Source organism: Devosia enhydra (assembly GCF_900119845.1).
In the GTDB taxonomy this organism is placed as follows: Bacteria; Pseudomonadota; Alphaproteobacteria; order Rhizobiales; family Devosiaceae; genus FPKU01.
Window position 1 is genome coordinate 440861 of record NZ_FPKU01000003.1, and the last position, 25515, is coordinate 466375.

At 67.0% G+C, this 25515-nt stretch carries 22 protein-coding genes; 8 read left to right on the top strand and 14 right to left on the bottom strand.

The genetic code is table 11. The annotated features are described in order from the left end of the window. Window positions 1-59 precede the first annotated feature (59 nt). From BT183_RS16930 to BT183_RS16945, 4 genes are all read right to left on the bottom strand, one after another. Window positions 60-695: a response regulator transcription factor gene (locus tag BT183_RS16930; RefSeq protein ID WP_072346329.1), complete on the bottom strand. Its 636-nt coding sequence runs from the start codon at window positions 693-695 to the stop codon at window positions 60-62. Window positions 696-1077: 382 nt separating this feature from the next. Continuing rightward, on the bottom strand, window positions 1078-1968 hold the full coding sequence (locus tag BT183_RS16935) for a TIGR02186 family protein (protein WP_072345691.1): 891 nt from the start codon (window positions 1966-1968) through the stop codon (window positions 1078-1080). Beyond that, window positions 1968-2897, bottom strand: a complete 930-nt coding sequence (locus BT183_RS16940; protein WP_072345693.1) for a sulfite exporter TauE/SafE family protein — start codon at window positions 2895-2897, stop codon at window positions 1968-1970. The genes BT183_RS16935 and BT183_RS16940 overlap by 1 nt, the downstream gene beginning before the upstream one ends. Window positions 2898-3088: 191 nt before the next feature. Next, a complete protein-coding gene (locus tag BT183_RS16945) occupies window positions 3089-6703 on the bottom strand; it encodes a peptidoglycan-binding protein (protein ID WP_072345695.1) in 3615 nt (1204 codons plus the stop codon). 231 nt (window positions 6704-6934) lie between these two features. On the opposite strand from BT183_RS16945, the gene BT183_RS16950 reads away from it, so the two are divergent. Next, the gene (locus BT183_RS16950; RefSeq protein WP_072345697.1) at window positions 6935-7606 is read left to right on the top strand and encodes a response regulator; all 672 of its coding nucleotides are present in this window, start codon (window positions 6935-6937) and stop codon (window positions 7604-7606) included. Here BT183_RS16950 and BT183_RS16955 read toward each other — a convergent pair. Then, complete coding sequence (locus BT183_RS16955) at window positions 7564-9213, bottom strand: ATP-binding response regulator (protein WP_072345699.1); 1650 nt, start codon at window positions 9211-9213, stop codon at window positions 7564-7566. The genes BT183_RS16950 and BT183_RS16955 overlap by 43 nt on opposite strands. A 256-nt stretch (window positions 9214-9469) precedes the next feature. Here BT183_RS16955 and mscL point away from each other — a divergent pair, with 256 nt between their 5' ends. Continuing rightward, window positions 9470-9943, top strand: coding sequence for a large conductance mechanosensitive channel protein MscL (mscL, locus tag BT183_RS16960; protein ID WP_072345701.1), 474 nt, complete (start codon window positions 9470-9472; stop codon window positions 9941-9943). A 65-nt stretch (window positions 9944-10008) separates the two neighbouring features. On the opposite strand, the gene pdeM is transcribed toward mscL, so the two are convergent. Together pdeM and BT183_RS16970 are read right to left on the bottom strand one after the other, a co-directional pair. Continuing rightward, window positions 10009-10674 (bottom strand): ligase-associated DNA damage response endonuclease PdeM, encoded by a 666-nt coding sequence (gene pdeM / locus BT183_RS16965; protein WP_072345703.1) that lies wholly within the window; start codon window positions 10672-10674, stop codon window positions 10009-10011. A gap of 235 nt (window positions 10675-10909) precedes the next feature. Next, entirely contained in the window at window positions 10910-13390 is a 2481-nt protein-coding gene (locus BT183_RS16970) for a ligase-associated DNA damage response DEXH box helicase (RefSeq protein WP_244545368.1), read from the bottom strand. 132 nt (window positions 13391-13522) lie between these two features. Here BT183_RS16970 and BT183_RS21075 point away from each other — a divergent pair, with 132 nt between their 5' ends. The 3 genes from BT183_RS21075 to BT183_RS16985 are packed head-to-tail and all read left to right on the top strand — an operon-like array spanning window position 13523 to window position 15888. After that, a complete protein-coding gene (locus tag BT183_RS21075; RefSeq protein ID WP_244545369.1) occupies window positions 13523-13834 on the top strand; it encodes a DUF6460 domain-containing protein in 312 nt (103 codons plus the stop codon). Further along, window positions 13831-14508 carry a nucleoside/nucleotide kinase family protein gene (locus BT183_RS16980; RefSeq protein ID WP_072345709.1) on the top strand — a complete coding sequence of 226 codons (678 nt, stop codon included), beginning with the start codon at window positions 13831-13833 and terminating at the stop codon, window positions 14506-14508. The genes BT183_RS21075 and BT183_RS16980 overlap by 4 nt, the downstream gene beginning before the upstream one ends. A gap of 18 nt (window positions 14509-14526) precedes the next feature. Further along, window positions 14527-15888, top strand: coding sequence for an MATE family efflux transporter (locus tag BT183_RS16985; RefSeq protein ID WP_072345711.1), 1362 nt, complete (start codon window positions 14527-14529; stop codon window positions 15886-15888). Here the strand turns inward: BT183_RS16985 and BT183_RS16990 are convergent. Then, window positions 15862-16974, bottom strand: a complete 1113-nt coding sequence (locus BT183_RS16990) for a quinone-dependent dihydroorotate dehydrogenase (protein WP_072345713.1) — start codon at window positions 16972-16974, stop codon at window positions 15862-15864. The two genes, BT183_RS16985 and BT183_RS16990, sit on opposite strands and share 27 nt — an antisense overlap. Beyond that, the gene (locus BT183_RS16995; protein ID WP_072345715.1) at window positions 16971-17330 is read right to left on the bottom strand and encodes a DUF952 domain-containing protein; all 360 of its coding nucleotides are present in this window, start codon (window positions 17328-17330) and stop codon (window positions 16971-16973) included. The genes BT183_RS16990 and BT183_RS16995 overlap by 4 nt, the downstream gene beginning before the upstream one ends. A 163-nt stretch (window positions 17331-17493) precedes the next feature. Between BT183_RS16995 and BT183_RS17000 the strand changes: the two genes are divergently transcribed. Further along, a complete protein-coding gene (locus BT183_RS17000) occupies window positions 17494-18132 on the top strand; it encodes a S24 family peptidase (protein ID WP_072346331.1) in 639 nt (212 codons plus the stop codon). Window positions 18133-18151: 19 nt separating this feature from the next. Here BT183_RS17000 and BT183_RS17005 read toward each other — a convergent pair whose 3' ends face one another. Both BT183_RS17005 and BT183_RS17010 read right to left on the bottom strand, forming a co-directional pair. Beyond that, window positions 18152-19171 (bottom strand): sensor histidine kinase, encoded by a 1020-nt coding sequence (locus tag BT183_RS17005; RefSeq protein WP_072345717.1) that lies wholly within the window; start codon window positions 19169-19171, stop codon window positions 18152-18154. Between the two features lie 109 nt (window positions 19172-19280). Next, window positions 19281-20891, bottom strand: a complete 1611-nt coding sequence (locus BT183_RS17010; RefSeq protein WP_072345719.1) for a lysine--tRNA ligase — start codon at window positions 20889-20891, stop codon at window positions 19281-19283. Window positions 20892-21089: 198 nt separating this feature from the next. On the opposite strand from BT183_RS17010, the gene BT183_RS17015 reads away from it, so the two are divergent. Both BT183_RS17015 and BT183_RS17020 read left to right on the top strand, forming a co-directional pair. Beyond that, the gene (locus tag BT183_RS17015; protein WP_072345721.1) at window positions 21090-21497 is read left to right on the top strand and encodes a tellurite resistance TerB family protein; all 408 of its coding nucleotides are present in this window, start codon (window positions 21090-21092) and stop codon (window positions 21495-21497) included. 4 nt (window positions 21498-21501) lie between these two features. Then, window positions 21502-22314, top strand: a complete 813-nt coding sequence (locus tag BT183_RS17020; protein WP_072345723.1) for a sterol desaturase family protein — start codon at window positions 21502-21504, stop codon at window positions 22312-22314. 21 nt (window positions 22315-22335) lie between these two features. Here BT183_RS17020 and BT183_RS17025 read toward each other — a convergent pair whose 3' ends face one another. From BT183_RS17025 to BT183_RS17035, 3 genes are read right to left on the bottom strand one after another with little or no spacing between them, the layout of a single operon-like run. Next, the gene (locus BT183_RS17025) at window positions 22336-22929 is read right to left on the bottom strand and encodes an SCO family protein (RefSeq protein ID WP_072345725.1); all 594 of its coding nucleotides are present in this window, start codon (window positions 22927-22929) and stop codon (window positions 22336-22338) included. Further along, on the bottom strand, window positions 22929-23876 hold the full coding sequence (locus BT183_RS17030) for a copper uptake system-associated protein (protein ID WP_143145862.1): 948 nt from the start codon (window positions 23874-23876) through the stop codon (window positions 22929-22931). Before BT183_RS17030 ends, BT183_RS17025 begins: the two co-directional genes overlap by 1 nt. 19 nt (window positions 23877-23895) lie before the next feature. Further along, window positions 23896-25497 carry a copper resistance CopC/CopD family protein gene (locus BT183_RS17035; RefSeq protein ID WP_072345727.1) on the bottom strand — a complete coding sequence of 534 codons (1602 nt, stop codon included), beginning with the start codon at window positions 25495-25497 and terminating at the stop codon, window positions 23896-23898. Between the last annotated feature and the right edge of the window lie 18 nt (window positions 25498-25515).

Here is a 25515-nt window from a genome sequence, read left to right on the forward strand (position 1 = left end):
CATGCATTGCGCCTCACAGCACTGCCGGCGCCCCGCCCAATCGCACCCCGCCATCCGCCTCAACTGGTCAGCACGATGCGCAGCAAATCGGCGGTGTTGCGGGCGCCGAGCTTTTCCATCACCCGGGCGCGATGCACCTCGATGGTGCGGGGGGAAATGCCGAGCTTGCGGCCAGCCTCCTTGTTGGATTCGCCATTGGTGATCAATTGCAGCACCTCGCGCTCGCGCGGGGTCAGCTGGTTGAAGCCGCGCACCTCCACCGGCCGCACCCCGCTCACGAGCGGCCCGATATGCACGTCCCGGCGCAGGCAGTCGCGCACCGCGCGTAGAAGGCGCTCGGTATCGATGGGGCGAGTGATGACATCTGCCGCGCCGTACTTCATCGCCTGGATTGCGATGTCGAGACTGTCGCGATCCACGAGTACGAAGACCGGCGTGCCGCCCCGCTGCGCGCGGACCGTTCGCAGCACCTCGAGGCCATCGGCAGGCCCAAGCCGGCCGTTGAGGATGACGATATCGGGCCGCCGTCGCTCGATCGCCGGATAGAATTGTTCGGTCGTCTGCGAGAATACTGTCTGAAACCCTTCAAGTCTGAACAGCACGCTGAGCCCCTCGCAGGTACTCAGGTCGTGATCGAGAATGTGCACGAGGCGATCGCGATTATGATAGGGATGATAATAGATCTCGCTGGTCACGGCTGAATACTCCAAGCGTTCGCGGGGCCATCGACAAGGCCAACCGATTGCGTGCCATTAACGGGCCGCGTCTCTGGGCGGGTGACGGGTCTACTGTGCAATACGGATCGGTTGGCGACGTGAGGCTATACCCTTAGGATGAACTACCTAGATTATAGGTATACATACCTATTTTGTGCCGTCAAATGACTTTTTTCCTACGCCTTGCTGGTGTGTCGCAAATTCCGGGCCGGCGCCAGCTCGTATGATTACGATATCATTGGATGGCAGGTCAGGCGCGGGGAGCGCAGAAATGCCGCCGCACGCCTCTATTCCTGCGGATAGACATTGGGTGATCGCCAATCGGCTCCAGCGGAGCGCTTCGCTTGCTCACACACTCGGTCTAGCGGCGGAAGACCACGCCGCCCAGCCAACCGGTGCCCACGGCGAGAAGCACGCCGACCAGCCCGTAGAGGAAGGGATATTGCGTCGCCGCATTGCCCAGGAAGCGCTCGAAGCCGACCTTGCGCACGATGAAGCTGTCGGTGCGGCGGGCGACGATCTGCCGGTCCTTGACGAGATAGGTGCGCGCGAGGAAGGGCCCCGTCACGATGTCATGAGGCAGCGACACCCGCGCCGTATAGGCGGTGCTCGAAAGAAAGCTCACGCCCTGCTCGTTGACGGCAAAGCGCCCTTCCTCGGTCATCAGGCGCTCGAGCTCGGCGGCAAATCGGGCCCGCTGTTCGGGGTCCGCCTCGTCGGTCTGTTGCAGGTGCGCCGAGGGCAATATGGCTTCGGCCGCGAGCAATTCCGGATCGATGATCGTCGCGAGCCGTCCGGAAGACTGCACATGGTAAAAGGACGGCACCTGGGAGAAGCTCACCTGCTCGGTGTTCATCCACACCCCGAGATTGCGGGTGGCAAGCCGGGCGACGCGGGACTGGAGCGGCCCCACGACGACCACCACGACATTATAGGTGCCCTCGAGATGGGTGGCCCCGCTGTTGGGGTCGGCCTCGGCCACCCCGAACAGGGTCAGCGTCTCGCCATCAAAGGATGAGGAAATAGACACCGTGCGCGTCGACAGCGCGGCGGTGAGGCGCTCCTGACCCGGCTGCGCGGCGCCATCGGGCTCGACCGGCGCGAGGGGAACGGCTTCGAGGGTCGCCGACGGCGTCTCGGCGGGCGCCGCCGCCTCGGCCGGCGCGGCGACCTCGGGCACGATCTCCTGCCCCAGCGCCGGGGCGGCAAGGGCAGCCATGAGAGCCAGCACGATGAGCGGGCGCATCGCCATCAGCCCCGCCCCGGCCCGAGCACGGCCATCGAAAAGATATCGGCGGGGGTCAGCACGAGGGAGAGCCCGAAGCGGATGGCCACCGCGAGAACCAGGAGCGCAAGGAGGGCGCGCAGTTGCTCGCCGCGCAGATATTTGCCTGCCGAGGCCCCGAACTGCGCGCCGATCACGCCGCCCACCATCAGGCAGAAGGCGAGCAGGATATCGACGCTCTGGCTCTGCCAGGCATGCAGCATCAGGGTGGCGGCCATGATGGCGACGACCTGCAGCAGCGATGTGCCGATCACCACCGAGCCCGGCACGCGCAGGATGTAGACGAGCGCGGGCACGAGCACGAACCCGCCGCCAATGCCCAGGAGCGACCCTAGAAAGCCGATGACGCCACCGATGGCGATCACCGGCAGCACGGAAATATAGAGCTTGGACTTCTTGAACCGGGTACGGAAGGGCAGGCCATGTACCCAGTTGTGCTGGTGCGGCATGCGCTCGCGCACCACCATTCCGGACCGCGACTTGAGGAGGGAGCGCACCGATTCCACCAGCATCAGCGTGCCGACGAAGCCGAGCAGGATCAGGAAGCCGAAGGAGATGACGAGGTCGATCTGGCCTAGCTTCTGCAAGGCCGAGAAGGTCGCCACCCCGCCAAAGGCGCCCAGAACGCCCGACAGGATGAGATAAAGCGCCAGATGCAGATCGATGCCGCCGCGCCGGAAATAGGACAGCGCTCCGGACGTCGAAGCCGCCACCACCTGCCCTGTCACCGATGCGACGGCCACGGGGGCCGGTACGCCCGAAAAGATCAGCAGCGGCGTCAGCAGAAACCCGCCGCCGACACCGAACAACCCCGACAGGAAGCCTACGGCTGCCCCGATCCCTGCCAGATAGAACAGGTTCATCGAGAGTTCGGCGATGGGCAGATAGATCTGCACGACCGGAGGCCTGGCTGACGGCCCTGACGGCCGGTTGGTACAAAATGGCGGCCTCTGCCGACCGTCCGAGGGCTTCGGACGCCGGGCAACCGACCACGCGGAACTGGCAAATGCCTGTCCCGAATACAACCGTAGCGGCAAAACGCAAAGGTTTTATTGATGCTGCCGGCGATCTGCCGGCGCGCTTCGGATCAGACCGGCTGGCTGCCCAGAACAGCGAGAAGGCGCGGGTTGATGCCGCCGCTTTCGCTCATGCCGGTGGCCCGCTCGAAGGCCTTGATGGCCTCGGCCGTGCGCGGCCCGGGCACGCCATCAGGGGTGCCCACATCAAAGCCCAGCCGCACGAGCGCCGCCTGAACGCTGCGCACCACGTCGCGGTTCTCCACCGGCAGGCCCGGATCGAAATCGCGCGACCAGGTGCCGATCGGGGCGAAATTGGCGGCAAGGTCGAAGGGCTCGGCCGTCCAGGCCTCGGCTTCTGCGGCAAGGCGCGTCACGGTGGCGGCATCGAGCGAACGCGCCACGTCGTCACGCGCCTTGGCTGCATCGCCATCGCCATGGCGCGCCGCCCGCGTGAACCAGGCATAGGATTGCGCGAAATCCTGCGGCACGCCGAGGCCGCGGGCATAGAGCATGCCGAGATTGAACTGGCTGTCGGCAAGGCCGAGCCGCGCCGCCTTCTCGAACCACTGCGCTGCGGCGGCAAAGTCCTGCTTGCCCAGATCTCCGCCGGCATAGACGGCAGCCAGATTGTGCATCGACATGCGATTGCCCGCATCGGCGGCCCGCTGGTACCAGAGGCGCGCCTGTTCGGGGTCCTTTGTAACACCGCGACCCTGCTCGTAAAGGCTGCCGAGCCGATACTGGGCCGGCGCAAATCCCTGCATGGCGGCGCGCGTGTACCAGGTGGCCGCGGCCTCGAGATCCTCGGGGACGACGCGGCCCTCGGTCAGGATCGCCGCGACCTCGAACTGAGCCCGCGCATCGCCCGAAGCCGCCGCCTCACGCAGCGCCAGCGGCCCGACGGCTTCGTCGGGCAGGTCGAACAGCGCGGTCGGCTGAGGCACTTCGGGCACGGGCTGGAAGCTTGCGGCCTGCACGGTCGCCAGCGCCGTGCTCGCCGCTGCGGCAGCATTGGGCGCGGGGGCCGCGGGCGCGAAAGCCAGCGGCAGTTCGGACGGTACGGGCGTGCGCGCAAAGCCCCGGCTCGCGGCAGGATCGATGGAGCCGGTCGCCAGCGAATCGATGCGCGGAATTTGGCGCGGAGCGGTGGAGACGTCGCCCTGCTGGGCTGCGGGCTGGTCGAGGGCCGTCGGCGTCGGCGCTTCGGGCGCGCGCGGCGCAGAAAGGCGCTGTCCCACCAGATTGAGGGTCAGGAAGGACAGGGCGATGACCGCGACGGCAAGCAGGATGGGGCGACGATGCCGGGTGAGAAAGCTCTCGGCCGGCTCAACGTCATCCTCGGGCGCAGCGCCGTGCCTCTCGCCATGCGGTTCGGCGGCAGCCGCCATCGCGACATCGGGCGCCGCAACGCCCTCGCGATCGGCGGCGCTCCGCACTTTGGCGAACAGCGACGGCCGTGCAGGCTTTTCCTCGCGGACCGGCTTGTCGCCGGCCAGAACGCGCGGTTCGGCGCGCGCAGCGGGCACAGGCTCGGCATCGCCCGACTGGAACCGGGCCAGGGCGCGGCCGATCAGCGAAGAGGACGACTGCGCCTCGGCAACCCGTGCCTCATTCTGGCGATGGGCAGCGCGGCGGGCCGCGGCGATGAAGGTGCTGGTGGTCGCAGCGCTTGCGGGCATCGGCGCGGCGGCAGCGGTCGCGGCCGGGCGCTGCGCGCCGCCGAAGTCGGCTTCGCTGGCCGAAAAGCTCGAGCGCGGCGCAGGCGGACGCTCGACGGTCGCGGGATCGAAATGGGGCGATGCGGGCTGGAGAGGCGCGGTCGGGCCCGAGCGAAGCTCCGGCGTCGCGGCTGGCGCGACGGCCTGATCAAGGCCCGGATGCTGCCTGCGCGGGCTTGCCCCGTTCGTTGCGAGGGCCGTCCGCACGGGATCGGCAAAGCTGCGGTCGACCAGCGGCCTTTCGGCTGCCGGGTCCATCGGCATGGTATCGGCACGCGGAGCGGCGGCGCGCGGCATCGGCATATCGTCGGCGCGGTTGAGGACCGCAGCCGCGCCGATCATCTCGTCGGCATCGCTTCCGACGCTGGTTTCGAGTTCGGCAAAGCGGTCGGCAATGCTGCGCGTCGATGGCGCGGCCCGGGGCTCGGGCGGGCGGGCGAGCAGTGCCTGCTCCATGCGTTCGAGCCGCGCATTGACCGCCTCGATGCCGCGCTGCACGCCGGCGAGGTCGCTGTCGGTCTCCCCGGGCTCGGGGATGGCCGCGAGTTCAGCGATGCGGCTTTCGATGCGCCGCAACGCTTCGGCGGTCTGGGCCTGCGCCTCGACGCCCACGGTTTCGGCCCGCATCGCGATCATGTCGGCGATGGCCTCGAAATCGGGCAGTTCCTGGCGCGGTTCGGGCTCGGAATAAAGGCGCGCCAGCCCGGTCAGCTGCTCGCCGGTCTGGTCCATCCGGTGCACCAGCTGGCGCACCTGCGCCTCGATCTGGCTCAGCGCGGTGTCGTCGCGGTCAGCCGCAAAGCCGCTGTCGAGCCGATCGTCGATCGTGGACAGCCGCGATTCCAGCGTCGCGAAGCGCGGCGCGGTGGAGTCGAGGATGGTCTCCCGGAGCGAGAGGATGTCGTCCTTGAGCCCCGCGATCGACCAGTCGCGGGCTTCGAACCCGCCGATGCGCTCGCTGAGGCCCTCGACCATGGCAATGAGCCGCTCGGGCTCGGGAGGGCCGGCCTGAAGGGCTGCGGCAACCAGAGCCAGTTCGCCGGTCAGCCGCTCCAATTCCGGCGAGGGCTGGCTCGAACCGCGCTCCAGCGCATCGATGCGGTCATAGATGTTGCGCAGGCTCGCCTCGATGGCGCCCATCGTCTCGACCAGCCCGGCATCGGGGCGGCCGACCGCATCGGCCCGGTCGGCGGCGGCGATCTGCATGTCGGCCAGGTGCGAGACGCTGCCCGAGAGGTCATCGAGCCGGCGGGTCAGGGCCGAAAAATCGATCTGCGGCGCCTGCGAAAACACATGTGCGAGCCCCGAGATCTGCGCCTCGAGGCGGCGCACCTGCCCGCTTTCGCCCACGGCCCCGGCCAGCAGCTCCACCACCTGGGTGAGCTGGGCCATCTGCTCGGCCACTTCGCGCACATTGCCGCCATTGCGGGCCTGGGTGCGGATTTCCGCTTCGAGGCGCTCGAGGCGCGAGGAAAAGGCGTTGACGGCCTCGGCCATGGCATCGAGCCGCGGCTGCTCGGGCGCCTGATAGCTCTGGCGCGGCTGGGGAGAGGCCTGTTGCCGCGCTGGCGACGCGGTCATCTGCGGCTGGGCGGCGGCCGGCTGGGCCTGCTGCATGTGGCGGGCGCGGATCTGCTGGATCGCGGCGCGGAGGCCGTCGGCGGCTTCAGCTGCTGGCGAAGCGGGACCCTGGGGGATGCGCGGCGCGGGCTGACGGGCCGCGGGTTCGGGCATGCGCGGCGCCTCGGGCAGCCGCAGCGCGGCTTCGGGCAGGGCCTGGCGCAGGTCGCGCATGCGCTGGGCGATCGGTGGCTGCTGAGCCGGAGCACCCCGGCCGTTGCGCGCCACCTGCCCTTCGACCTGGTCGAGCAGCGCGAGGAGTTCGCCGCGCAGTGCCTGCCAGCCATCCTGCTCGGCCCCGGGCCCGGGGCTGTTCGGCGATGTCTCAGAAAAAGCGCGGGCCATGAACCGTTCCCAGCCAAATCGGGGCAAAGACCCGCGCAGCACGTGCAATGCGGCGATCTTCAAAATGATCTTGGGAAAACATGGTAAAGAACAAGTTAAGCGGTGATGCGTTCTGCAACGAAAGCGACCCGCTTTCTGCCGATACCACCATTGTCAGGGTGTCAGGTGCCGTTCGATCTTGCTAGAAGTCGCTCCGGCCCGCAGCCGAACCGCCACCAGCCCGGATGACAGATGACCCGCCGCCGCATCATCATCGTTGACGACCACCCGCTCTTTCGCGCCGCCCTGCGCCAGACCCTCGCGGCTGGCGATCCCGCCATCAGCGTCGAGGAAGCGGGCGATCTTGCCGCCCTTAATGCCGGGCTCGAGGCCGACCGCGATTGCGACATGGTGCTGCTCGATCTCAACATGCCGGGTGCGCGCGGCTTTTCCGGCCTGCTGCTGCTGCGCGCGCAATATCCCGACGTGCCGGTGATGATCATCTCGGCGGTCGATGACGGGGCGGTGGTGCGGCGGGCCTTCGAACTGGGCGCGGCCGGCTATCTCTACAAATCGGTTGGTCCGCAGGAAATCCGGCGGGCCATCGAGACGGTGCTGGCCGGCGATGTCTTCGTGCCCGAAGGCACCGATCTGGCGGTCAAGGACGAGCATTCGGCGCTGATGCAGCGGCTCTCGAGCCTCACCCCGCAGCAGGTGCGGGTGCTGATGATGCTGTCGGATGGGCTGATGAACAAGCAGATCGCCTACGAGCTGTCGATCTCGGAGGCGACGGTGAAGGCCCATGTCTCGGCCATCCTGCAAAAGCTCGATGTCGACAGTCGCACGCAGGCGGTGATTGCCGCCTCGCGCATCGAGGAGGGTCAGTTCGAGGCTCTGCTCTCGGCGGTGCGCGACCCCGGCTGACGCGGGCGCTGCCCGGCGAGCCCGCTGATGATCGCCCTGAGCGCCGCAGGCTTTACCGGCTTGGTGACGATGGGAATGGCGCGCTCCTCGGCGATCTGGCGCACCTGCGGGCTGCGATCGGCGGTCACCAGCGCCGCCGGCAGATGCCCTCCGACATTGTGGCGCAGCCATTCGATGGCATCGAGGCCCGATGTCTGGTCGAGATGGTAATCCATCAGCACCAGGTCCGGCAGCCAGCCTAGGAGCAGCCCGTCGCGATCGATGTCGCGCAGCGAGCGAGCCGAACGCACATCGCAGCCCCAGCCGGTCAGCAGTCCCTCCATCGCATCGAGGATCGAGCGTTCGTTGTCGACGCAGAGCACCTTGAGCCCAGCGATGTTTGAAACCTGCTCGCGCGGCTGGGCATCGCCATCAACGATCCCGGGCTTTTCGCGGGCACGCGGCAGATAGAGCGAAAACCGCGAGCCCCTGCCCTCGACGCTGTCGAGTTCGAGCGTCAGCCCCAGCGCCGAGACGAGGCGGCGGACGATCGACAGCCCCAGCCCGAGGCCTTGGGCCATGCGCGCCCCGTGTTCGAGCCGCGAGAATTCGGCAAAGATCAGTGCATGCTGGTCCTTGTTGAAGCCGATGCCGGTGTCGATGACATCGATGCGGATGCGGGTGCCTCGGGTCCGGCAACCGATCAGCACCCGTCCCCCCGGGCGGGTGTATTTGATGGCATTGGACACAAGGTTCTGCACAATGCGCCCCGCCAGCGCCCGGTCCGTGGTCACGCTTTTTGAAGAGGGCAGGATCTTGAGGCGCACGCCGCGCTCGCGCGCCAGGGGCCCGAACTCCACCTGCGCCTTGGCCATCAGGTCACGCAGGCGAAATGTGGTGGGCGTCGGCTTCAGCGCCCCGCTGTCGATGCGGGAAATGTCGAGCAAGGCCGACATGATCTCTTCCACCGCGCTGAGCGAAGCCTCGATGGAGCGGGCCAGTTCCCCCACCGGCGTGCCGCCGGCCCGCTCGATCATGGTCGAGGTATAGAGCCGTGCCGCATTGAGGGGCTGGAGGAGATCGTGGCTGGCCGCCGCGAGAAAGCGCGTCTTGTCGCGATTGGCGAGATCGGCCTTGGACCGCGCCTGTTCGAGCTCGATATTGACGCGCGTCAGCGCCGCCGTGCGCTCCTCGACGCGCCGCTCGAGCGACTGGTTCATCTTTTCGAGCGCCGCTTCGGCCTCGATGCGCGCAGAGACATCGAGCACCGAGAGCACGAGCCCGCCATCGGGCTGGCGCACCGACTGGAATTCGAGGGTCTGGCCCGAGGCGCCCCGGCGCTTGGTGGTCGTGGTGGGGGCTTCGGTCAGGGATTGCACCCGCTGGGCAGCCAGCACGATCGCATCGCCCGGCCCCAGATCGCCCCGCCGGCCCAGAAAGAGCGCGATGTCATAGAGCGGCGTGCCGGCACGCATAATGATTTCGGGCAGCGCAAGCAGATCGCGATAGCGCGAATTGGCCCGGAGCAGATGCAGATTGGCGTCGAAAAGCGCCAGGCCTTGCGGAATGAAATCGAATGCAGCGGCAAGCGCCCCATCACCGTTTGACGTCTCTGCCCGCTCCTCCACCCTGTCTCTCCATCCTTGTCCCTTCAGTATCGAGGATCGGCAACGGGCCTACAAGCTGGCCGAAAGTCTTGCTGTCGCAGAGATGTTCGCGCATCCGTGCCGGGCAGAATGGCGATATGCCGCATTCTGCTCACAAGATAAGCAGGGGAGGTACTTGCAAGTCGCGCGGGCTTGCGAAATGCTCTGCACCGAAGGCCGAAGCCGGGCGCCGGGCGGCCCGCCCTTCATTTCCATGACCGCCCGACAGAGGCTAGCCATGGCTATTTCGGAAATCAGCACGCGTGGAACATCCTTCCTGAAGGAATTCCGTGACTTCGCCGTCAAGGGCAACATGATCGATCTCGCCATCGGCGTGATCATCGGCGCCGCCTTCGGCACCATCGTCTCCTCCCTGGTGGACGACGTGTTCATGCCGATCATCGGCCTGCTGATTGGCGGCGTTGATTTCTCCAACCTCTTCTTCGTGCTGTCCAATCCCAATAACGTTCCGGTGCCCTCGGTTGCGGCGGCCAAGGCGGCGGGCGTGGCGACGCTCAATGTCGGCATCTTCATCAACGCGCTGGTCAAGTTCACCATCATCGCGTTCGTGCTGTTCCTTGTGGTCAAGGGCATCAACGCCATGAAACGCCAAGCGGCCAAGGATCCGGCACCGGCCGCCCCCAGCAAGCAGGAAATCCTGCTGACCGAAATCCGCGATGCGCTCGTCAAGAACGGTGCGCCGCGCGTCTGAGAGCCGAACAGGCCTCTCAACAAGGCCCGCACAGGCGGCCGGCACTGCCTGCCGGCCCGAGCGCGCTAACCCAGCACCAGCCGACGCCGGCCCACCGGATAGAGCCGGTCGCGCCCGAGCATGACCACTTCGAGCCCGGCGTGATCGAAAAGGCCGGTGAAGGCCGGGCCGAGAATGTTGATGGCGCCCGTGGCCGCGCCATAGGCGGGCAGGATCATCAGCCGGCCATCATGGACGAAACACGGCCGGCGCACCGATCGGCCGTTGATATGCACATGGGCGGCCGGGTGCAGGTGCCCGGCCACCAGCCCCGGCTGCGCACGGCGCGGCTCATGGGCGAGCGTCAGGCCGCGCAGGCTCAGCACAGGCCGGCAGGTGCCGCCCAGGGCATGCGGACGCGGATCGTGATTGCCAGCGAGCCAGGTGAAGTCCGCGCGCGCCGTCAGGTCGCCGAGCCGCGCGCGATCGGCCGGCAGCAGCGTTTCGACGCCTTCGTCGCGGTGAAAACTGTCGCCCAGCGCCACGACATGGGAGGCGCCGGTGCGCGCGACATCGGCAGCGAGCCGCCGCAGCGTCATCGCCGTGTCATAGGGCGGCAGCAACTGGCCGCGCCGTGCATAAGACGAGAATTTCTCGAGATGCAGGTCTGCGACCAGAAGGGCGTTTTCGGCGCGCCAGAACAGCGCGCCCGATGGCAGCGGTTCGAAGGTCTCGCCGGCAAAGCGCAGCATCACGGTGTCGGTCTCTTGATACCCGGCCTCGTCCTTCGAGGCTCGCTCCGCTCGCACCTCAGGATGAGGCCTCTCGGTTCGCTGCACTTGCGACTCATGGGCCCTATCGAGCGCTGGCGACTGACTGGCCGGTCGAGCGGCCTCCCGGCGATGCAAGGCCCTCATCCTGAGGTGCCTTGCGCAGCAAGGCCTCGAAGGACGAGGGTCGGGCGCATGATTGCCGCGGTACTGCCCCTCACTGCCCCATCGCCTCCCTGATCAGTTCATCGGCCGCATCGGCCATGGCGCTTTCGCGCGCTTCGCCAAAGATCGGCTCCTTGCCGATATCGAGCAGCACCGGTACCGCGAGCGGCGAGATTCGCGGAAGGGGCTTGTGCACAATGTGATGACGGATGCGCCGCAGGCACTGGCCGAGGCGTTCGATGTCGAGCAGGCCGCGCGCGGCGTCGCGGCGGGTGGCCTGGATCAGGATGTGGTCGGGCTCGTGCTGGTAGAGCACGTCATAGATGATGTCGGAGGAGACGGTGATCTGCCGCCCCGTCTTTTCCTTGCCCGGATGCCGGCGCTCGATCAGCCCGGCGATGATGGCGCAGTTGCGGAAGGTGCGCCGCATCAGCTGGCTTTCATCGAGCCAGGATTCGAGGTCGTCGCCCAGCATGTCCTCGGCAAAGAGCTCGTCGAGCGACAGCCGCCCGGTGCGGATCAGCGCCGAAAGATCGCCCAGCCCCCAGATCGCGAGGGAATAGTCCGAAGCAACGAAGCCGAGCGGCCGGGCACGGGCGCGCTCGAGCCGGCGGGTCAACAGCATGCCGAGGGTCTGGTGGGCCAGCCGCCCCTCGAAGGGATAGCAGACGAGGAAATTCTGGTCCCCGCGCGGAAACGTCTCGACGAGGAGGCTCTCGCGCCCCGGCAGCAGCGACACGTCGCGCTGCAGCGACAGCCAGTCGCGCACCTGCGGGGGCAGCACGCCCCAGCTGTCGGGTTCGGAGAGAATCTTGCGGACCCGGTCGGCGAGATAGGTCGAGAGTGGAAACCGTCCGCCCATATAGGAGGGCACTTTGGGGTCTTTGGAAAAGGCCCGCGAGACATAGGCTTCGGTCTCGTGCATGCCCTCATAGGCGACGATCTCGGAGCCGAAGACGAAGGTGTCGCCCTTGGTGAGCGTGTTGAAGAAATACTCCTCCATCTCGCCCAGAACGCGCCCGCCCCGGCCGATGGGCCCGGTGGTGGCGCCCGCCTTGTGCCCCCTGCCCCGCACCAGCCGTACCTTGACCATCGGCTCCTCGATGATGGTGCCGATATTGAGCCGGTATTGCTGCGCCACCCCGGCATTGGCCACCCGCCAAAGACCTTCGGGCGTGCGGCGCAGCTTGGCGAAGCGCTCATAGGCGCGCAGCGCGTAGCCGCCCGTGGCGACGAAATCGACCACACGGTCGAACTGCTCGCGCGGCAAATCGCGATAGGGCCAGGCGCGCCGCACTTCCGCAAAAAGCGCATCGGCGTCGAAGGCCTCGGCGCAGGCCGAGCCCAGCACGTGCTGGGCCAGCACGTCGAGCCCGCCCGAAACGGGGTCCTCGCTGTCCTGCGCCCCCATGGCCACGGCCTCGAGCGCCGCCTCGCATTCGAGCACCTCGAAGCGGTTGGCCGGCACGAACAGGGCGCGGGAGGGATCGTCGAGCCGGTGATTGGCGCGGCCGATGCGCTGCAGCATGCGCGAGGCGCCCTTCGGCGCGCCGATCTGGATGACGAGATCGACATCGCCCCAGTCGATGCCGAGGTCGAGCGTCGAGGTGCAGACCACCGCCTGCAGCTTGCCCGCCACCATCGCATTCTCGACCTTGCGGCGCTGCTCGACGGCGAGCGAACCGTGATGGAGCGCGATGGCCAGCCCGTCCTCGTTCACCGCCCAGAGGTTCTGGAACAGCATTTCGGCCTGGGAGCGTGTGTTGACGAAGATCAGCGTCGTCTTGTTGCGCTTGATCACCTCATAGACATCGGCCACCGCATAGGCGGCCGAATGCCCCGACCATGGCATGCGCTCGTCCGAAGGCAGGATGGAGACTTCGGGCGTGGCGCCGCCGCGCGTCACCAGAAGCTCGGCATCGGCATGGGGCTGGAGCGCTCCGATCCAGTCACGCAAGAGGTCCGGGCGCGCCACCGTGGCCGAGAGCGCAGTGATGCGCATGTCGGGGCAAAAGCGCGCCAGCCGCGCGAGGCCCAGCGCCATCAGCTCGCCGCGCTTGCTCGTCACCATGGCATGAAGTTCATCGAGCACGATGCGCTTCAAACCCGCAAACATGGTCTCGGCATCGCCATGCGAGAGCAGCAATGCCAGTTGCTCTGGCGTCGTCAGCAGGATGTTGGGCGGATCGCGCCGCTGCCGCTGCCGGCGCGAGGCCGGGGTATCGCCGGTGCGTGTCTCGACCGTGATGCCGAGATCCATCTCGGCGATGGGATCGGTGAGGTTGCGCGCCACATCCACGGCCAGTGCCTTCAGCGGCGAGATATAGAGCGTGTGGATGCCCTTCTTGCGCTCGGGGGCCAGTTCGTCGAGCGTCGGCAGGAACCCCGCCATGGTCTTGCCGGCGCCCGTGGGCGCGATCAGCAGCGCCGAGGCGCGACGCCGCGTCGTCTCCAGCACGGCGAGCTGGTGCGGCCGGGGCGCCCAGCCGCGCCCGGCAAACCAGCTCTCGATGATGGGGGCAAGTCCGGTCAAGCGGGGCGAGGATCCATGGGCGAAGGCCACAGTGCCGGAGGGGGGATTCGCGCCGGCGCACAAACAGCCTATATGAACGCGATACGGCGCCAAGAGGGCGCAGCCTGAGAGCACACGTGAAGGGGCCAGCCCATGAGCCAGCCATTGAGCAACGACATCGAGCCGAGGCGGCGCACGGCCTTGCAGCGCATCATCGGGGATCGTCCCGGCGCCGTCCTCCTCCGTCTCGTTCTGGTCTCGCTGTTCGTGGGCTTCCTGATGTCGATCTTCGGCATCGAGGTGGAAGCCGTGTTCGACTGGGTGCAGAATTCCATCGCCGATGTCTTTGACAATTCGGGCCATATCGTGCGCCAGGCCGTCACCTGGACCCTGACTGGGGCGGCGATCGTCATCCCCGTCTGGCTCATCATGCGGCTGATGTCGGCGGGGCGCGGACGGCGATGATCGGGCCCGAGCGCCTCAGCCTCTCCCATGACGCCGCGCTCGCGCTTCTGGCCGAGCGGGCCCTGACGCTCATCGCCCCCGGCACACATCGCCGCGCGGTCCTCGGAATTGCCGGCGGGCCGGGTACGGGCAAGTCCACCCTGGCGCAGGCGCTCCTCGCTCGGCTCAATCAAGAGGCTCCCGGCCTCGCCGCGCTGGTGCCGCTCGATGGGTTCCATATGCGACAGGATAAGCTCGTCGCGCTGGGCCTTGCCGACCGCAAAGGCGCGCACGAGACCTTCGAGGCAGAGGCGTTCATTGCAACGCTTGCCGCGTTGCGTGAGGCCCGGACGGAGCACACGCTTCCCGTCTATTCGCGCGCCATCGAGGATGTGGTCGATGACGGGCTCGTCGTTCCGGCTTCGGCGCGCCTTCTCATTGCCGAGGGCAATTACCTCCTGATGGCCACGGCGCCCTGGTGGCCCATCCTGCCGCTGCTCGATCTCGCCGTGCATATCGATCTGCCGCGCGAGGCGGTCGCCCGCCGGCTCGCGATCCGGCATGCCGAGCACGGGCTCTTCACGCCCGAGCAGATTGCCCGCCATATCGACAGCGTCGACCTGCCCAATTATGACCGGGTCAACCGCTGCCGGGGCCGCGCGCATCTGGTGATCGCGCTCACCCCCGAGGGCTGAGCCGCAGGACGATCCCGAATGCATGAAAAAGCCGCGACCATCCGCCCCTTTGCGGTGACGCACCGGTCGCTGCTCGCCATTGCTCTTCCCGCCGCGCTGGCGCTGATCACCGAGCCGGTGGTGGGCATGGTCGATACCATACTGATCGGCCGGCTCGGCGATGCGGCGCTGCTCGGGGGCGTCGCGCTGGGGGCGGTGGCGTTCGACGTGCTCTTTGCGCTGTTCTTCTTCCTGCGGCTCGGCACCGCCGGGCTCGTGGCGCAGGCTGTGGGCGCGGCCGACCGCGCCGGGGCGGCGGTGCATCTGATGCGCGCACTCATCATTTCGCTCATTCTGGGCGGGCTGTTCCTCGCGCTCGCCTGGCCGGTGACCGAGATCATGGTGCGCATCTTCGGGCCCGAGCCGGCCGTCGAAGCGGCGTTCCGAGACTATTTCGGCATCCGGCTCTGGAGCCTGCCGCTGGTGCTGCTCAATTTCACCCTCGCCGGCTGGCTCTATGGCCGCGGCGATGCGCGGACTGCGCTGCTGCTGGCGCTGGTGATCAACGGGGTCAATGCCGCGGCCAGTCTCTATTTGGTGCTGGGCGCCGGCCTGGGGGTTCCCGGGGTGGCGTGGGGCACGGTCCTGGCGCAGCTGGTGGCAACGCTCGGCGGGCTTTGGCTGGTCCTGCGCCATTACGAGGGCGTTGCGCGGTTCCTCGCGCTCGTGCCTGCCGATGCCTTGAGGCAGGTGGAGCCGCTCAAACGGCTCTTTTCGTTGAGCGCCAGCCTCATCATCCGCTCAGTCGCCTTGATGGCGGCCTTCGCCTATTTTTCGGCGCAAGGGTCGCGCGCCGGCGCGACGGTGCTCGCCGCCAACGCCATCCTTCTCAATTTCTTCGCGCTCTCGACCTTCTTTCTCGATGGGCTGGCGACCGCGACGGAGCAGCTCTGCGGCAAGGCGGTGGGCGCCGGCTATCGCCCCGCTTTTCGCCGCGCGACGCGGCTCGGGCTCGGCTGGGGCCTCGTGATCGCGAGCGGGCTCAGCCTCCTGCTCTTTGCGGCCGGCAGCACGCTCATCGACTGGATGACCACGGCCGAAGACGTGCGCATCGCCGCCAAGGGCATGCTGATCTTTGCGGCGCTGACCCCGCTTTCCGGCATGCCGGCCTTCATCGCCGACGGGGTGGTGACAGGGGCGACGATGGCCCGCGAGATGCGCAACGGCATGGTGGTGGCAAGCGCGCTCTTCTTTGCGTTCGCTCTCCTGCTCGAGCCGCTCTGGGGCATGAGCGGGCTCTGGGTGGCGCTGCACCTTCTGTTCGTCTTCCGGGCGCTCATCCTCTTCGCGATGGTGAGGGTGCGCGAGCCGTCGCTATTTCCCGATCCCGGCCGTGCCTGACGCCCATTCCGCGGTCCGACGGCCGCTCAATCCGGCTATGTCCTTGAGCCCTCGAGCCCTGATGGCTGCGAGAAGGCCCTGCTTGATCTCACCCAGCAGCCCCAGGCCGGAAAACACCAGAGCCGAATACAGCTGCACCGCATCGGCGCCGGCTTCGAGCTTGGCGATGGCGGTCTCGGCCGAATGGATGCCGCCCACCCCGATGATCGGCAGCCGCCCCACGCGCTGCCGCATCTGCGCCAGGCGCTGCGTCGAGAGCGCAAAGAGCGGCCGGCCCGAAAGCCCGCCAGCCTCGGCAGCGTGGTCCATGCCGGCCACCGGGTCGCGCGACAAGGTCGTGTTGGAGACGATGAGCCCGTCGAGATCGGTGGCGAGCACCGTGCGGGCAATGGCATCCATCTGCGTCTCGTCGAGATCGGGAGCGATCTTGAGGAACACCGGCACGCGGATTTTCGCCCGCGCCCGCTCGGCCAGAACCGCGCCCAGAAGCTGCTTCAGCGCCTCCTCGGCCTGAAGGTTGCGCAGGCCTGGCGTGTTGGGAGAGGAGATGTTGACGGTGAGGTAATCGGCGAGATCGGCAAAGCGCCGCACCCCCAGCACGTAATCGGCGACGAAGTCGGGGCTGTCCTTGTTGGCGCCGATATTGATGCCGAGTGCCGCGCCCACGCGCCTGCCGCGCAGGTTTTCGAGCATCGCCTCATGGCCTTCGTTGTTGAAGCCCATGCGGTTGATGACGCCCTCGGCCGCGGGCAGGCGGAAGAGCCGCGGCCTGGGATTGCCCGTCTGCGGGCGGGGCGTGATGGTGCCCACCTCGACCATGCCGAACCCCATGCGCGCGAGCGGCACCGGCACTTCGCCATTCTTGTCAAAGCCTGCCGCCATGCCCACCGGATTGGCCAGCACGAGGCCGGCCAGGCTCGTGGCCAGCTCCTGCGGATCAGGATCGGCGGGCGGCGCAAGGCCGAGCTTCAGGGCGGCGATGGTGGCGCCATGGGCCACTTCGGGCTCCATGCGCAGGAGTGAATCGCGGGCAAAGCCGCTGACCGCCGGATTGGCGAGAAGGCTCGAAAGCCGCGAGAGGATCATTCGACCCACCCGGGCAGCGTGGCGCTGCCGTCGGCGGCCACGGCGAGCGGCTGGTGATGGACCACGAGGCTCATGTCGAGAGGCCGGTAAAGATGCGGGAAGAGCGCCCCGCCGCGCGAGGGTTCCCAGCGGAGGTCGGGCTCCAGCCGGTCGACGGGCACGGCAAAGAGCATGAGGTCGGGCTTGCCGGCAAAGTGCTTGCGGATGGTTTCGGCCAGTTGATCGGCGGCGGAAAAATGGATGTAGCCATCGGCCAGATCCACCGGCATGCCGATGAAGACCCCCGTCGCCGCTGCGGCCTCGAACAGGGCGCGATCGGCCACCTTGTAGATCAACCCGCCCGCTTCGCCCGCCATGCCATCGCTCCTCGTTCGTGATGGCCGGTCGTTTAGCCCATCCCCGCCGATGTGGGAATGGCGGCTGCAATTTGAACACGTTTTGTTCTTTACACGCCTCGGCGCTGCCATTAGGAATAGGACCAATGTCCGCACCCGAGACATAATTCCTTTGGTTGGCACCATGCTTTCACACCGGGCAATCTGGGACGGGATTGACGCGCTCGCGCGGCGGCATGGACATTCGGTTTCGGCCCTGGCCCGACTGGCCGGGCTCGATGCCACCGCCTTCAACGTCTCCAAGCGGGTGAGCAAGGACGGGCGGGAGCGCTGGCCCTCCACCGAGAGCATTGCCAAGATCCTCGAGGCGACCGGGGAGACGATCGACACCTTCCTTGCCGGCGGCACCTTCATCCAGCCCGACACGGGCGCCCGGGTGCGCACGGTGCCCCTGATCGGGCTCGCACAGGCCGGCAATGGCGGGTTTTTCGATGGCGACGGGTTTCCCGCCGGCCAGGGCTGGGACGAGATCACCCTGCCCATGTCGGGCAACAGCAGCATCTACGCGCTCGAAGTCAGCGGCGATTCCATGGAGCCGCTCTATCGCGAGGGTGACCGCATCGTGGTCTCGCCCACCGAACAGGTGCGGCGCGGCGACCGCGTCGTGGTCAAGACGCGCGATGGCGAGGTGATGGCCAAGATCCTGGCGCGCCAGAGCGCCAGGCAGATCGAGCTGCATTCGCTCAATCCCGCCTATGAGCCGCGCATCCTCGAACTCACCGATGTCGAATGGGTGGCGCGCATCATCTGGGCCAGCCAGTAGGGGTGACGCTAAAGGCCGGTCAGGCCTTTGCGGGAAAGGTGATCTCGGTCACTGCGCCGCCATCGGTGCGAAACGCCATCTGCCCGTTGAGGCTGCGCGCGAAACTGTTGAGCACGCGAAAGCCCAGCCGGTCGCTCGTCGATGGATCAAAGCCATCCGGAAAGCCCGGACCATCGTCGCGCACGCGCAGGGTATAGGTCCCGCCATCCGGGCTGCGCAGGAGACTGACTTCGAGCCGTCCTCCCCGTCCGTCGAAGGCGTGCTTTGCGGCGTTGACCGCCAGTTCGCTGACGATCAGCGACACCGTGGTCAGCCGGTTGACGTCGAGATGGGCGACCTCGCAATCGACGACGATGTCTACACCCTCCCGCCCAGAACTGCCGATCACGTCGGCCAGCAATTCCCTGAGATAGGTCTGGACTGGCATGTCCATGCTGGTGGGGTCGTAAAGCCGGCGGTGCACACGGGCCATGGTGTCGAGCCGGCCCGACGCGCTCTCGAAGGCCGCCACCACTTCGGGCTGGTCCTTGGCCTTGCGCTTATGCATCGAGAGCAGCGCGCTGATGAAGGCCATGTTGTTGGCGGTGCGGTGCTGCAATTCGGCGAACAGCGTCTTTTGCTGCTCGAGCAGGTCGCGGCTGCGCGCCTGCTCGCGCCTGAGATCGGCGAGGGCCGAGTGCATGATGTGCAGGATCAACAGGTCGGCCGAGAGGATGGCGACGAAAAACAGCACCGCCACGCCGCTCTGCACATCAAGCGCAAAGGAGTCGAGCGGTGGGATGAACCAGTACCATGCCGCCGCAACCGAGAGCAGCGCGGCCAGGAGCCCCGGCCCCGTGCCGCAGAAAAACGCCGTGAGCAGGACGGCGGGAAAAAACGTCAGATAGGGAAATCCGCTTGGCAGGAAGGCATTGACGCCAAACCGGGTCAGAAGCGCAATGAGGAAGGCCGAGACGGCGATGGCATAGCCGAGCCGGGGACGCTGGCGCAGATCGGCAGCGGCCCCGAACAGTCTCGATGACACAGGGCCGGTATCCATTGCCCACCTCGATTGAAGGGGCAAATCCGCGCCCGGATCGGGATCGCGGCCCCCGCCGGGCCGCATTCGTTGCGAGCCCTCTAGCAACTCTGCCGACGGCCCGCCAACTTCATTTTACATGCAATCGGCCCGATAGGGCATCGGCGATCAGCTTACGGGTTTCGTCCACCCCGTAAAGCGCGATGAAGGATCCAAAGCGCGGGCCCTGGTCATCGCCGAGCAGCACCTGGTAGATGGCCTTGAACCAGTCGCGCAGCGGCTCAAAGCCATGCGCCTTGCCGATCTCGTAGACGAGATCCTGCAAGGCCCCGCCATCGGTCGAACCGATATGGGCCCCGAGCCGGTCGTGCAGGTCCTGAAGCGCGGCGCGCTCCTGCTCGGTGGGAGCCCGATAGGTCTTGAACGGCTTGACCTTGTCGTTGAAATACCGGACGGCATAGCTGGCGAGCTTGTCGAGTTCGGGATGCGTCTCAGGGGTCGCACCGGGGATGTAGCGCGAGATGAAGCCCCACATCACCTTGGCGTCCTCGGCATTGGCCGTCGCCACGAGGTTGAGCAGAAGCGCAAAGCTCAGCGGCACATCCGGGCTGGGCACGGCGCCGTAATGCACGTGGAACGCGGGATTCTCGAGCCGCGCCGCCGCATCCTGGGTCTCATAGGCGGCGATGAAGGCGTAATATTCATCTACGGCCCGCGGAATGACGTCGAAATGCAGGCGCTTGGCCGTCCGCGGCTTCTGGAACATGTAGAGCCCCAGGCTCTCGTTGCCGGCATAGGTCAGCCATTCGTCGATGGTGAGGCCATTGCCCTTGGACTTCGAGATCTTCTGCCCCTCGGCATCGAGGAAGAGCTCGTAGACATAATGCTCGGGCGCCTTGCCCCCAAGGATCTCGCAGATCCGGTCATAGATCGGCGCGTTGGTCTGGTGATCCTTGCCGAACATCTCGAAATCGACGCCAAGCGCTGCCCAGCGCATGCCGAAATCGGGCTTCCACTGCATCTTCACATGGCCGCCGGTCACCGGCACCGTGGTATCGCGGCCATCCTCGTCGGTGAAGGTCACCGTGCCGTTTACTGCATCGACCTCCTTCATCGGCACGTAGAGCACGCGGCCAGAAATCGGCGAGATCGGGAGGAAGGGCGAATAGGTCGCCTGACGTTCGGCCCCGAGGGTTGGCAACATCACTTTCATGATGTCGTCATAGCGCTCGGCGGCGAGGCGCAGCACGTCGTCGAAGCGGCCACTCTTGTAATAATCCGTGGCGCTGGCGAACTCGTAGCTGAACCCGAAAGTGTCGAGGAAGCGCCGGAGCATGGCGTTGTTATGGGCGCCAAAGCTCGGATACTGGTTCGTCCAGGGGTCGGGCACCGACGTCAGCGGCTTTTGCAGATGCGGCTCCATCGCCTCCTTGGAGGGGACGGTGTCGGGGATCTTGCGCATCCCGTCCATGTCGTCGGAAAAGCACAAGAGCCGGGTCGGCACCTGGTCGCGGGTCAAGAGGCGGAACGCCGTGCGCACCATGGTGGTGCGGGCCACTTCGCCGAAGGTGCCGATATGGGGCAGGCCCGAGGGGCCGTAGCCGGTCTCGAACAGGGCCTCGCACTTGCCCGATTTTTCCAGCCGTTTGACGATCTTGCGGGCCTCTTCGAAGGGCCAGGCGCGCGCCGTCTGGGCGGGCTCGAAAAAGTCGGGATCAAGTGCGGGCAGCGTCGCGGTCAAGGCTCCGGGCCTCTTTCTTGGGGGAAACGGGGAGGAGCGGTGTTTCGCACCCTGTCGCGGGCCCGTCAATGCCTGCTGGCCCGCCGGCCCGCTGGCCCGCCAGTACCCCGGGACCGGCCGCGCGATGAGGAGCGGTCCGTCTTGCCAAGCCGGCCGGCCCTTCCTAGGTATTGCCGACAACTCCATCGGGGATATTTCATGCCGCTCGCCTTCCAGGATGCCCTTATCCAGCTGATGGTGGCCACCGCGTCGTCCGACGTCGACATCAGCCAGCTCGAGCTCGACCGGATCGGCACGCTGGTCGGCCGCCTGCCGGTCTTTGCCGGCTATGGGCATGACGGCATCGCTGTCGCGGCCAACCGCTGCGCCGACCGCATCAACGGGCCGGACGGGCTCGACGGGGCGCTCGACGAGATCATCGCCGTCATTCCCGAACGGCTGCACGATACCGCCTATGCCCTGGCCGTCGAAGTCGCCGTGGTCGATCTCGACCTGCCCCAGGAACAGTTGCGCCTGCTCGAGATGATCCGCGACCGTCTCGCCATCGATCGGCTGACCACTGCGGCGATCGAGGTGGCGGCCCGCGCCCGCATGCGCCGGCCGTGAGCCGATGACAATCCTCGGGCTCGGAGAAGGACCGTTCCGCTTCGGGCTCTTCGTGCTCGTGCTCCTCGTCATGGCCGCGCTCGAGACCTGGCTGCCGCGACGCCAGCGCCGCCATCCGCGCAAAAGCCGCTGGACGACCAATATCGGCCTTCTGGTCAGCGACTTCCTTGCGGTGAGCGTTTTTACCGTGCTCGTGCCGGTCACGGCGGTCATCGCCGCCATCTGGGCCGAAACTGCCGGCATCGGGCTCTTCAACGTTTTGCCCATGCCGGGCTGGGTGGCCGGCATCGTGGCGTTCGTCGTGCTCGATCTGGTTATCTGGGCGCAGCACCTCGTCTTCCATAAGGTGCCGATGCTCTGGCGGGTGCACAGTGTGCATCACACCGATCACGATCTCGACGCCACCACCGGCATCCGCTTTCACCCGGTCGAGATCGTCCTTTCGATCCTCGTCAAGGCGGCGGCGGTGGTGGTGCTGGGCGCCCCGCCCCTCGCGGTGGTGCTGTTCGAAGCCATGGTCAATGCGGCGGCCCTCTTCAACCATGCCAATCTGCGGCTGCCGCCTGCGCTCGACCGCGTCCTGCGGCTGTTCGTCGTCACCCCCGACATGCACCGGGTGCATCATTCGGTCGAGCGCGAGGAAACCGACAGCAATTACGGCTTCGCCCTCTCGATCTGGGACCGGCTGTTTTCTACCTACCGCGCCCAGCCGCGCGCCGGGCATGAGGGCATGACCACCGGGCTGGCCGAATGGCAGGCCGACAGCCGCCCCAACCGGCTCGGCTGGCTCATCGCCCTGCCCTTTCGCCGACGCTGAGCCATCTGCCGGGCCACAAGTTCAGCTGCCGATCAGCCTCCTGAGCTTGCCGATCGCCGTCTCCTGACTTTCCATATAGGCGATGGTGCCCTGAAAATCGCCCTGCCGATCGAGCAGGAACACCGAGGCCGTATGGTCCATGGTGTAATCGCCGCCCTCGAGCAGCACTTTTTCGACATGCACAGCCCAGGCCTTGATGGCCTTGTCGATCTCGGCGCGGCTACCGGTGACGCCGATCACCTTTTCGGTCCAGCCCACATAGTCCGCGAGGATCGCAGCGCTGTCGCGCTCGGGATCGACGGTGACGAAATAGGCCTTGAGGTCGCGGGCGTCTGCGCCCAGCGCGGCGTACCACGCGACCATTTCCGACAGCGTCGTGGGGCAGACATCGGGACAATGGGTAAAGCCGAAAAACAGCGCCGACGGGTGGCCGTTGAGACTTGCCCGCTCGAACGTGCCGCCATCGGTGGTTTCCAGCCGGTAATCCCCGGCCCCAAGCCCGGCCGCCTGGGTGGGGCGGCCAAGAATGGTCTGGAGATAGAGCCCCGTCGCCACGATCGCCAGAACGGCCACCAGAGCCCAGAGCACGAGTCGGGTGCGATTGAGCGCGGCCATCAAATCAGGTCCTCATCGACCATGACGGTGCCGTCAAAGGCATCATAGAGCGCCACCGTTGCCGGGGAGAGCTTGCCTTCCTCTACCGCGAGCGCAGCCACGAGAGCGCGGGCGGCATCCTCGGGAACACCGATGGAAATCAGATTGTCGACGTCCTTGAGGCCATCGCCGGCGCACAGATGAATGCCCCAGCCACGCGCCGTCTTGCGCAAAAGGGCACGTCCTCCTGCCCCGTTCTGAGTCCAGCCGCTGATCGCGTAGTCGCCTGAAACCACAATCGGACCCATCTCAAGCGGATTGCCGGGCGTTTCGAACAAGGCCTTCTGCATGGCCGCAATGGCATCGACATCGCTCAGCCCCCTCTGATCGAGGGGCGAGGCACTGCCGTGCCCGGCACCATGTGCCCCGCCATGAGCTCCATGATCCATCGCTCCCTCGCGCGCCGCGCTGCCGGCGATGGACATGTCGATGGTGATGCTGCCGGCCTTCTCGAAGGTCAGGGTCACGGGGAAGCTTTCGCCTTCCACGAGCGGCCCGTTGAGCCCCATGAACATCAGGTGCAGGCCGCCGGGCGACAGCGTGACGGTTTCTCCGGCCGCGACAGGAATGCCGCCGTCGAGCTGGCGCATGCGCATCACGTCATTGACCACCGCCATCTCGTGGATCTGGGTCTCGCGCCCGACATCGGCGCTGGCCGACACCAGGCGGTCATCGAGCGTCCCGGTGTTGGCGATGGTCAAAAACCCGCCGCCCACCGGGGCGTTGGGCAGGGTGGCGCGGGAAAAGGCGCCCGAGATCGCAATGTCGCCCAGCTTCACCTCGCCGGAAATGGTCGGCGCATCAGCCTGGGTGTGTGCGGCGCCGTGATGGGCTGCATCCTGCGCCATCACGGCCGTGGAGAGCAGAGCGAGACCGGCAAGGCCGGCGAGAAGGGGACGGAACAGCATGGAAAACTCCTTTTGGGGATCAGGGAATATCGAGTTGGGTTTCGAGACGGATTAGGCTGAACCGGCTCATGCGGATATCGAGAGATATGGTCCATTGGCCGGCGATGGGAATGGTGGCGCCTTCGACCCGCCAGAACCCGTCTGCCACAACCGCCTCGTAGCGCAGAGGCTCGATGCCGAGTTCGGGCGCAGACAGCGTCACCATGATGGCCTGCGGTACGGCGGGGGCACCCGCCGCGTCCGAGACGGCGAGATCAATGCTGACCGGGCCGGCCCGGCCGGGCGTGACGGTCATGTCGACCATGGCGTTCGCATCCATCACATGCACGAAGGTGGCCTCGACACCGCGATCGGCAGCAGCGGTCGCCTCTGCCAGCGCCCGGGGCGGCGGCGTGAACCGCCAGCCTGCAACAAGGCCGAGGATCAGGACGATGATGACGATCTCGGCCCGGATCGACCGGCGCAGGCGGTGGCGGGCGATGATCTCACCGGCCAGTGCCGGCCCCGTCAGGCGCCAGCGGTTCCAGATCGCGAGCGCAAAAAGCAGTGCCAGCAGCAGGAGTTTGCTGGCCAGAATGCCGCCATAGGGCGAGAGCCAGTGCGCTCCCGGCGGCCCCATCTGGATAACGGCGAGCGCAACGCCGGAGACGAGGATCGCGCCAACGGCCAGCGGCACGACGCGCGAGAAGCGCGCGAGCCCCCTGTCCGCATCGGCGTTTTTTTGCGCCAGCAGCAGCAGGAGCGGCGGCAGGGCGCCGACCCAGAACAGCAGTCCCGCCACATGCAGCGCCACGGCAGGCCGCGTCAGCGATTGCGGTTCGGCGGCTCCGGCATGGCCGCTGAGGCTGAGCGCAACCGCACCGCCGAGCCAGGCCGGCACGGCCAGCAGCCGCAGGCCGGGCCGCAGCATCGCAACCAGTGCCAGCAGCATGGCCAGTGCAAGCGCGACGGCCGTCATGCCATAACTCGTGGCGAGCCCTGCCGACCATGGGGACGGGGTGACGATGTCGCCAGGCGGCAGAGCCAGCGCATCGAGCCCGTGCAGCCCGAGGCTCACCGGCGCCAGCACCAGTCCTGCGGTCCCGAGCGCCAAAGCAAGGGTCCGCGCCAGGGGCGGCAAGACGGTCATGGCGCCAAACACCGCGCCGCCGACCCCGAAAAACAGCGCGATGAACACCCCCGCCTTCGCAGCCCAGAGCGCGACCGAGACGACCCGGTCGCCCTCCGGCCCGCTCGCCACCGGACCGCCGGAGGGCATGCCGATGGAAAAGACCAGCGATCCCCCGATGGGATGGCCGTCGGTGGAGACGACACGCCAACTCAGCACATGGGTGCCCTCAGAAGAGCTCGGCGGCAGCGCGACGACGACGGTTTCCCCACTCTGCGTCCCATCGAGCAGGTCGGTTCGCGTGCCATCGGGCGCAACCAGCGTCATCACGAGAGCCGTCACCGGCTCGTTGAAGGCGAGGCTCAGGCTTTCAGGCTCATCGGCAAGCACGGCACCGGCAGGCGGCGTCGTCGACAAAAGCTGAGCATGGGCCCAGGCCGGCTGTATCGAGATGAGCGAGAAAAGCAGGCCGAGGACGAGCACCATCCGGCCGAAAGGCGAAGTGACGAACATGCCGACCTCGTGAGCTTG

Coding starts and splice junctions, on each gene's coding strand:
- BT183_RS17000 (WP_072346331.1), top strand. CDS start 17,494: ATGCTTTCACACCGGGCAATCTGGGACGGGATTGACGCGCTCGCGCGG.
- BT183_RS16985 (WP_072345711.1), top strand. CDS start 14,527: ATGCATGAAAAAGCCGCGACCATCCGCCCCTTTGCGGTGACGCACCGG.
- BT183_RS17025 (WP_072345725.1), bottom strand. CDS start 22,929: ATGGCCGCGCTCAATCGCACCCGACTCGTGCTCTGGGCTCTGGTGGCC.
- BT183_RS16950 (WP_072345697.1), top strand. CDS start 6,935: ATGACCCGCCGCCGCATCATCATCGTTGACGACCACCCGCTCTTTCGC.
- BT183_RS17035 (WP_072345727.1), bottom strand. CDS start 25,497: ATGTTCGTCACTTCGCCTTTCGGCCGGATGGTGCTCGTCCTCGGCCTG.
- BT183_RS17030 (WP_143145862.1), bottom strand. CDS start 23,876: ATGCTGTTCCGTCCCCTTCTCGCCGGCCTTGCCGGTCTCGCTCTGCTC.
- BT183_RS21075 (WP_244545369.1), top strand. CDS start 13,523: ATGAGCCAGCCATTGAGCAACGACATCGAGCCGAGGCGGCGCACGGCC.
- BT183_RS17020 (WP_072345723.1), top strand. CDS start 21,502: ATGACAATCCTCGGGCTCGGAGAAGGACCGTTCCGCTTCGGGCTCTTC.
- BT183_RS16995 (WP_072345715.1), bottom strand. CDS start 17,330: ATGGCGGGCGAAGCGGGCGGGTTGATCTACAAGGTGGCCGATCGCGCC.
- pdeM (WP_072345703.1), bottom strand. CDS start 10,674: ATGCTGCGCTTTGCCGGCGAGACCTTCGAACCGCTGCCATCGGGCGCG.
- BT183_RS16990 (WP_072345713.1), bottom strand. CDS start 16,974: ATGATCCTCTCGCGGCTTTCGAGCCTTCTCGCCAATCCGGCGGTCAGC.
- mscL (WP_072345701.1), top strand. CDS start 9,470: ATGGCTATTTCGGAAATCAGCACGCGTGGAACATCCTTCCTGAAGGAA.
- BT183_RS16980 (WP_072345709.1), top strand. CDS start 13,831: ATGATCGGGCCCGAGCGCCTCAGCCTCTCCCATGACGCCGCGCTCGCG.
- BT183_RS16945 (WP_072345695.1), bottom strand. CDS start 6,703: ATGGCCCGCGCTTTTTCTGAGACATCGCCGAACAGCCCCGGGCCCGGG.
- BT183_RS17005 (WP_072345717.1), bottom strand. CDS start 19,171: ATGGATACCGGCCCTGTGTCATCGAGACTGTTCGGGGCCGCTGCCGAT.
- BT183_RS16935 (WP_072345691.1), bottom strand. CDS start 1,968: ATGGCGATGCGCCCGCTCATCGTGCTGGCTCTCATGGCTGCCCTTGCC.
- BT183_RS17015 (WP_072345721.1), top strand. CDS start 21,090: ATGCCGCTCGCCTTCCAGGATGCCCTTATCCAGCTGATGGTGGCCACC.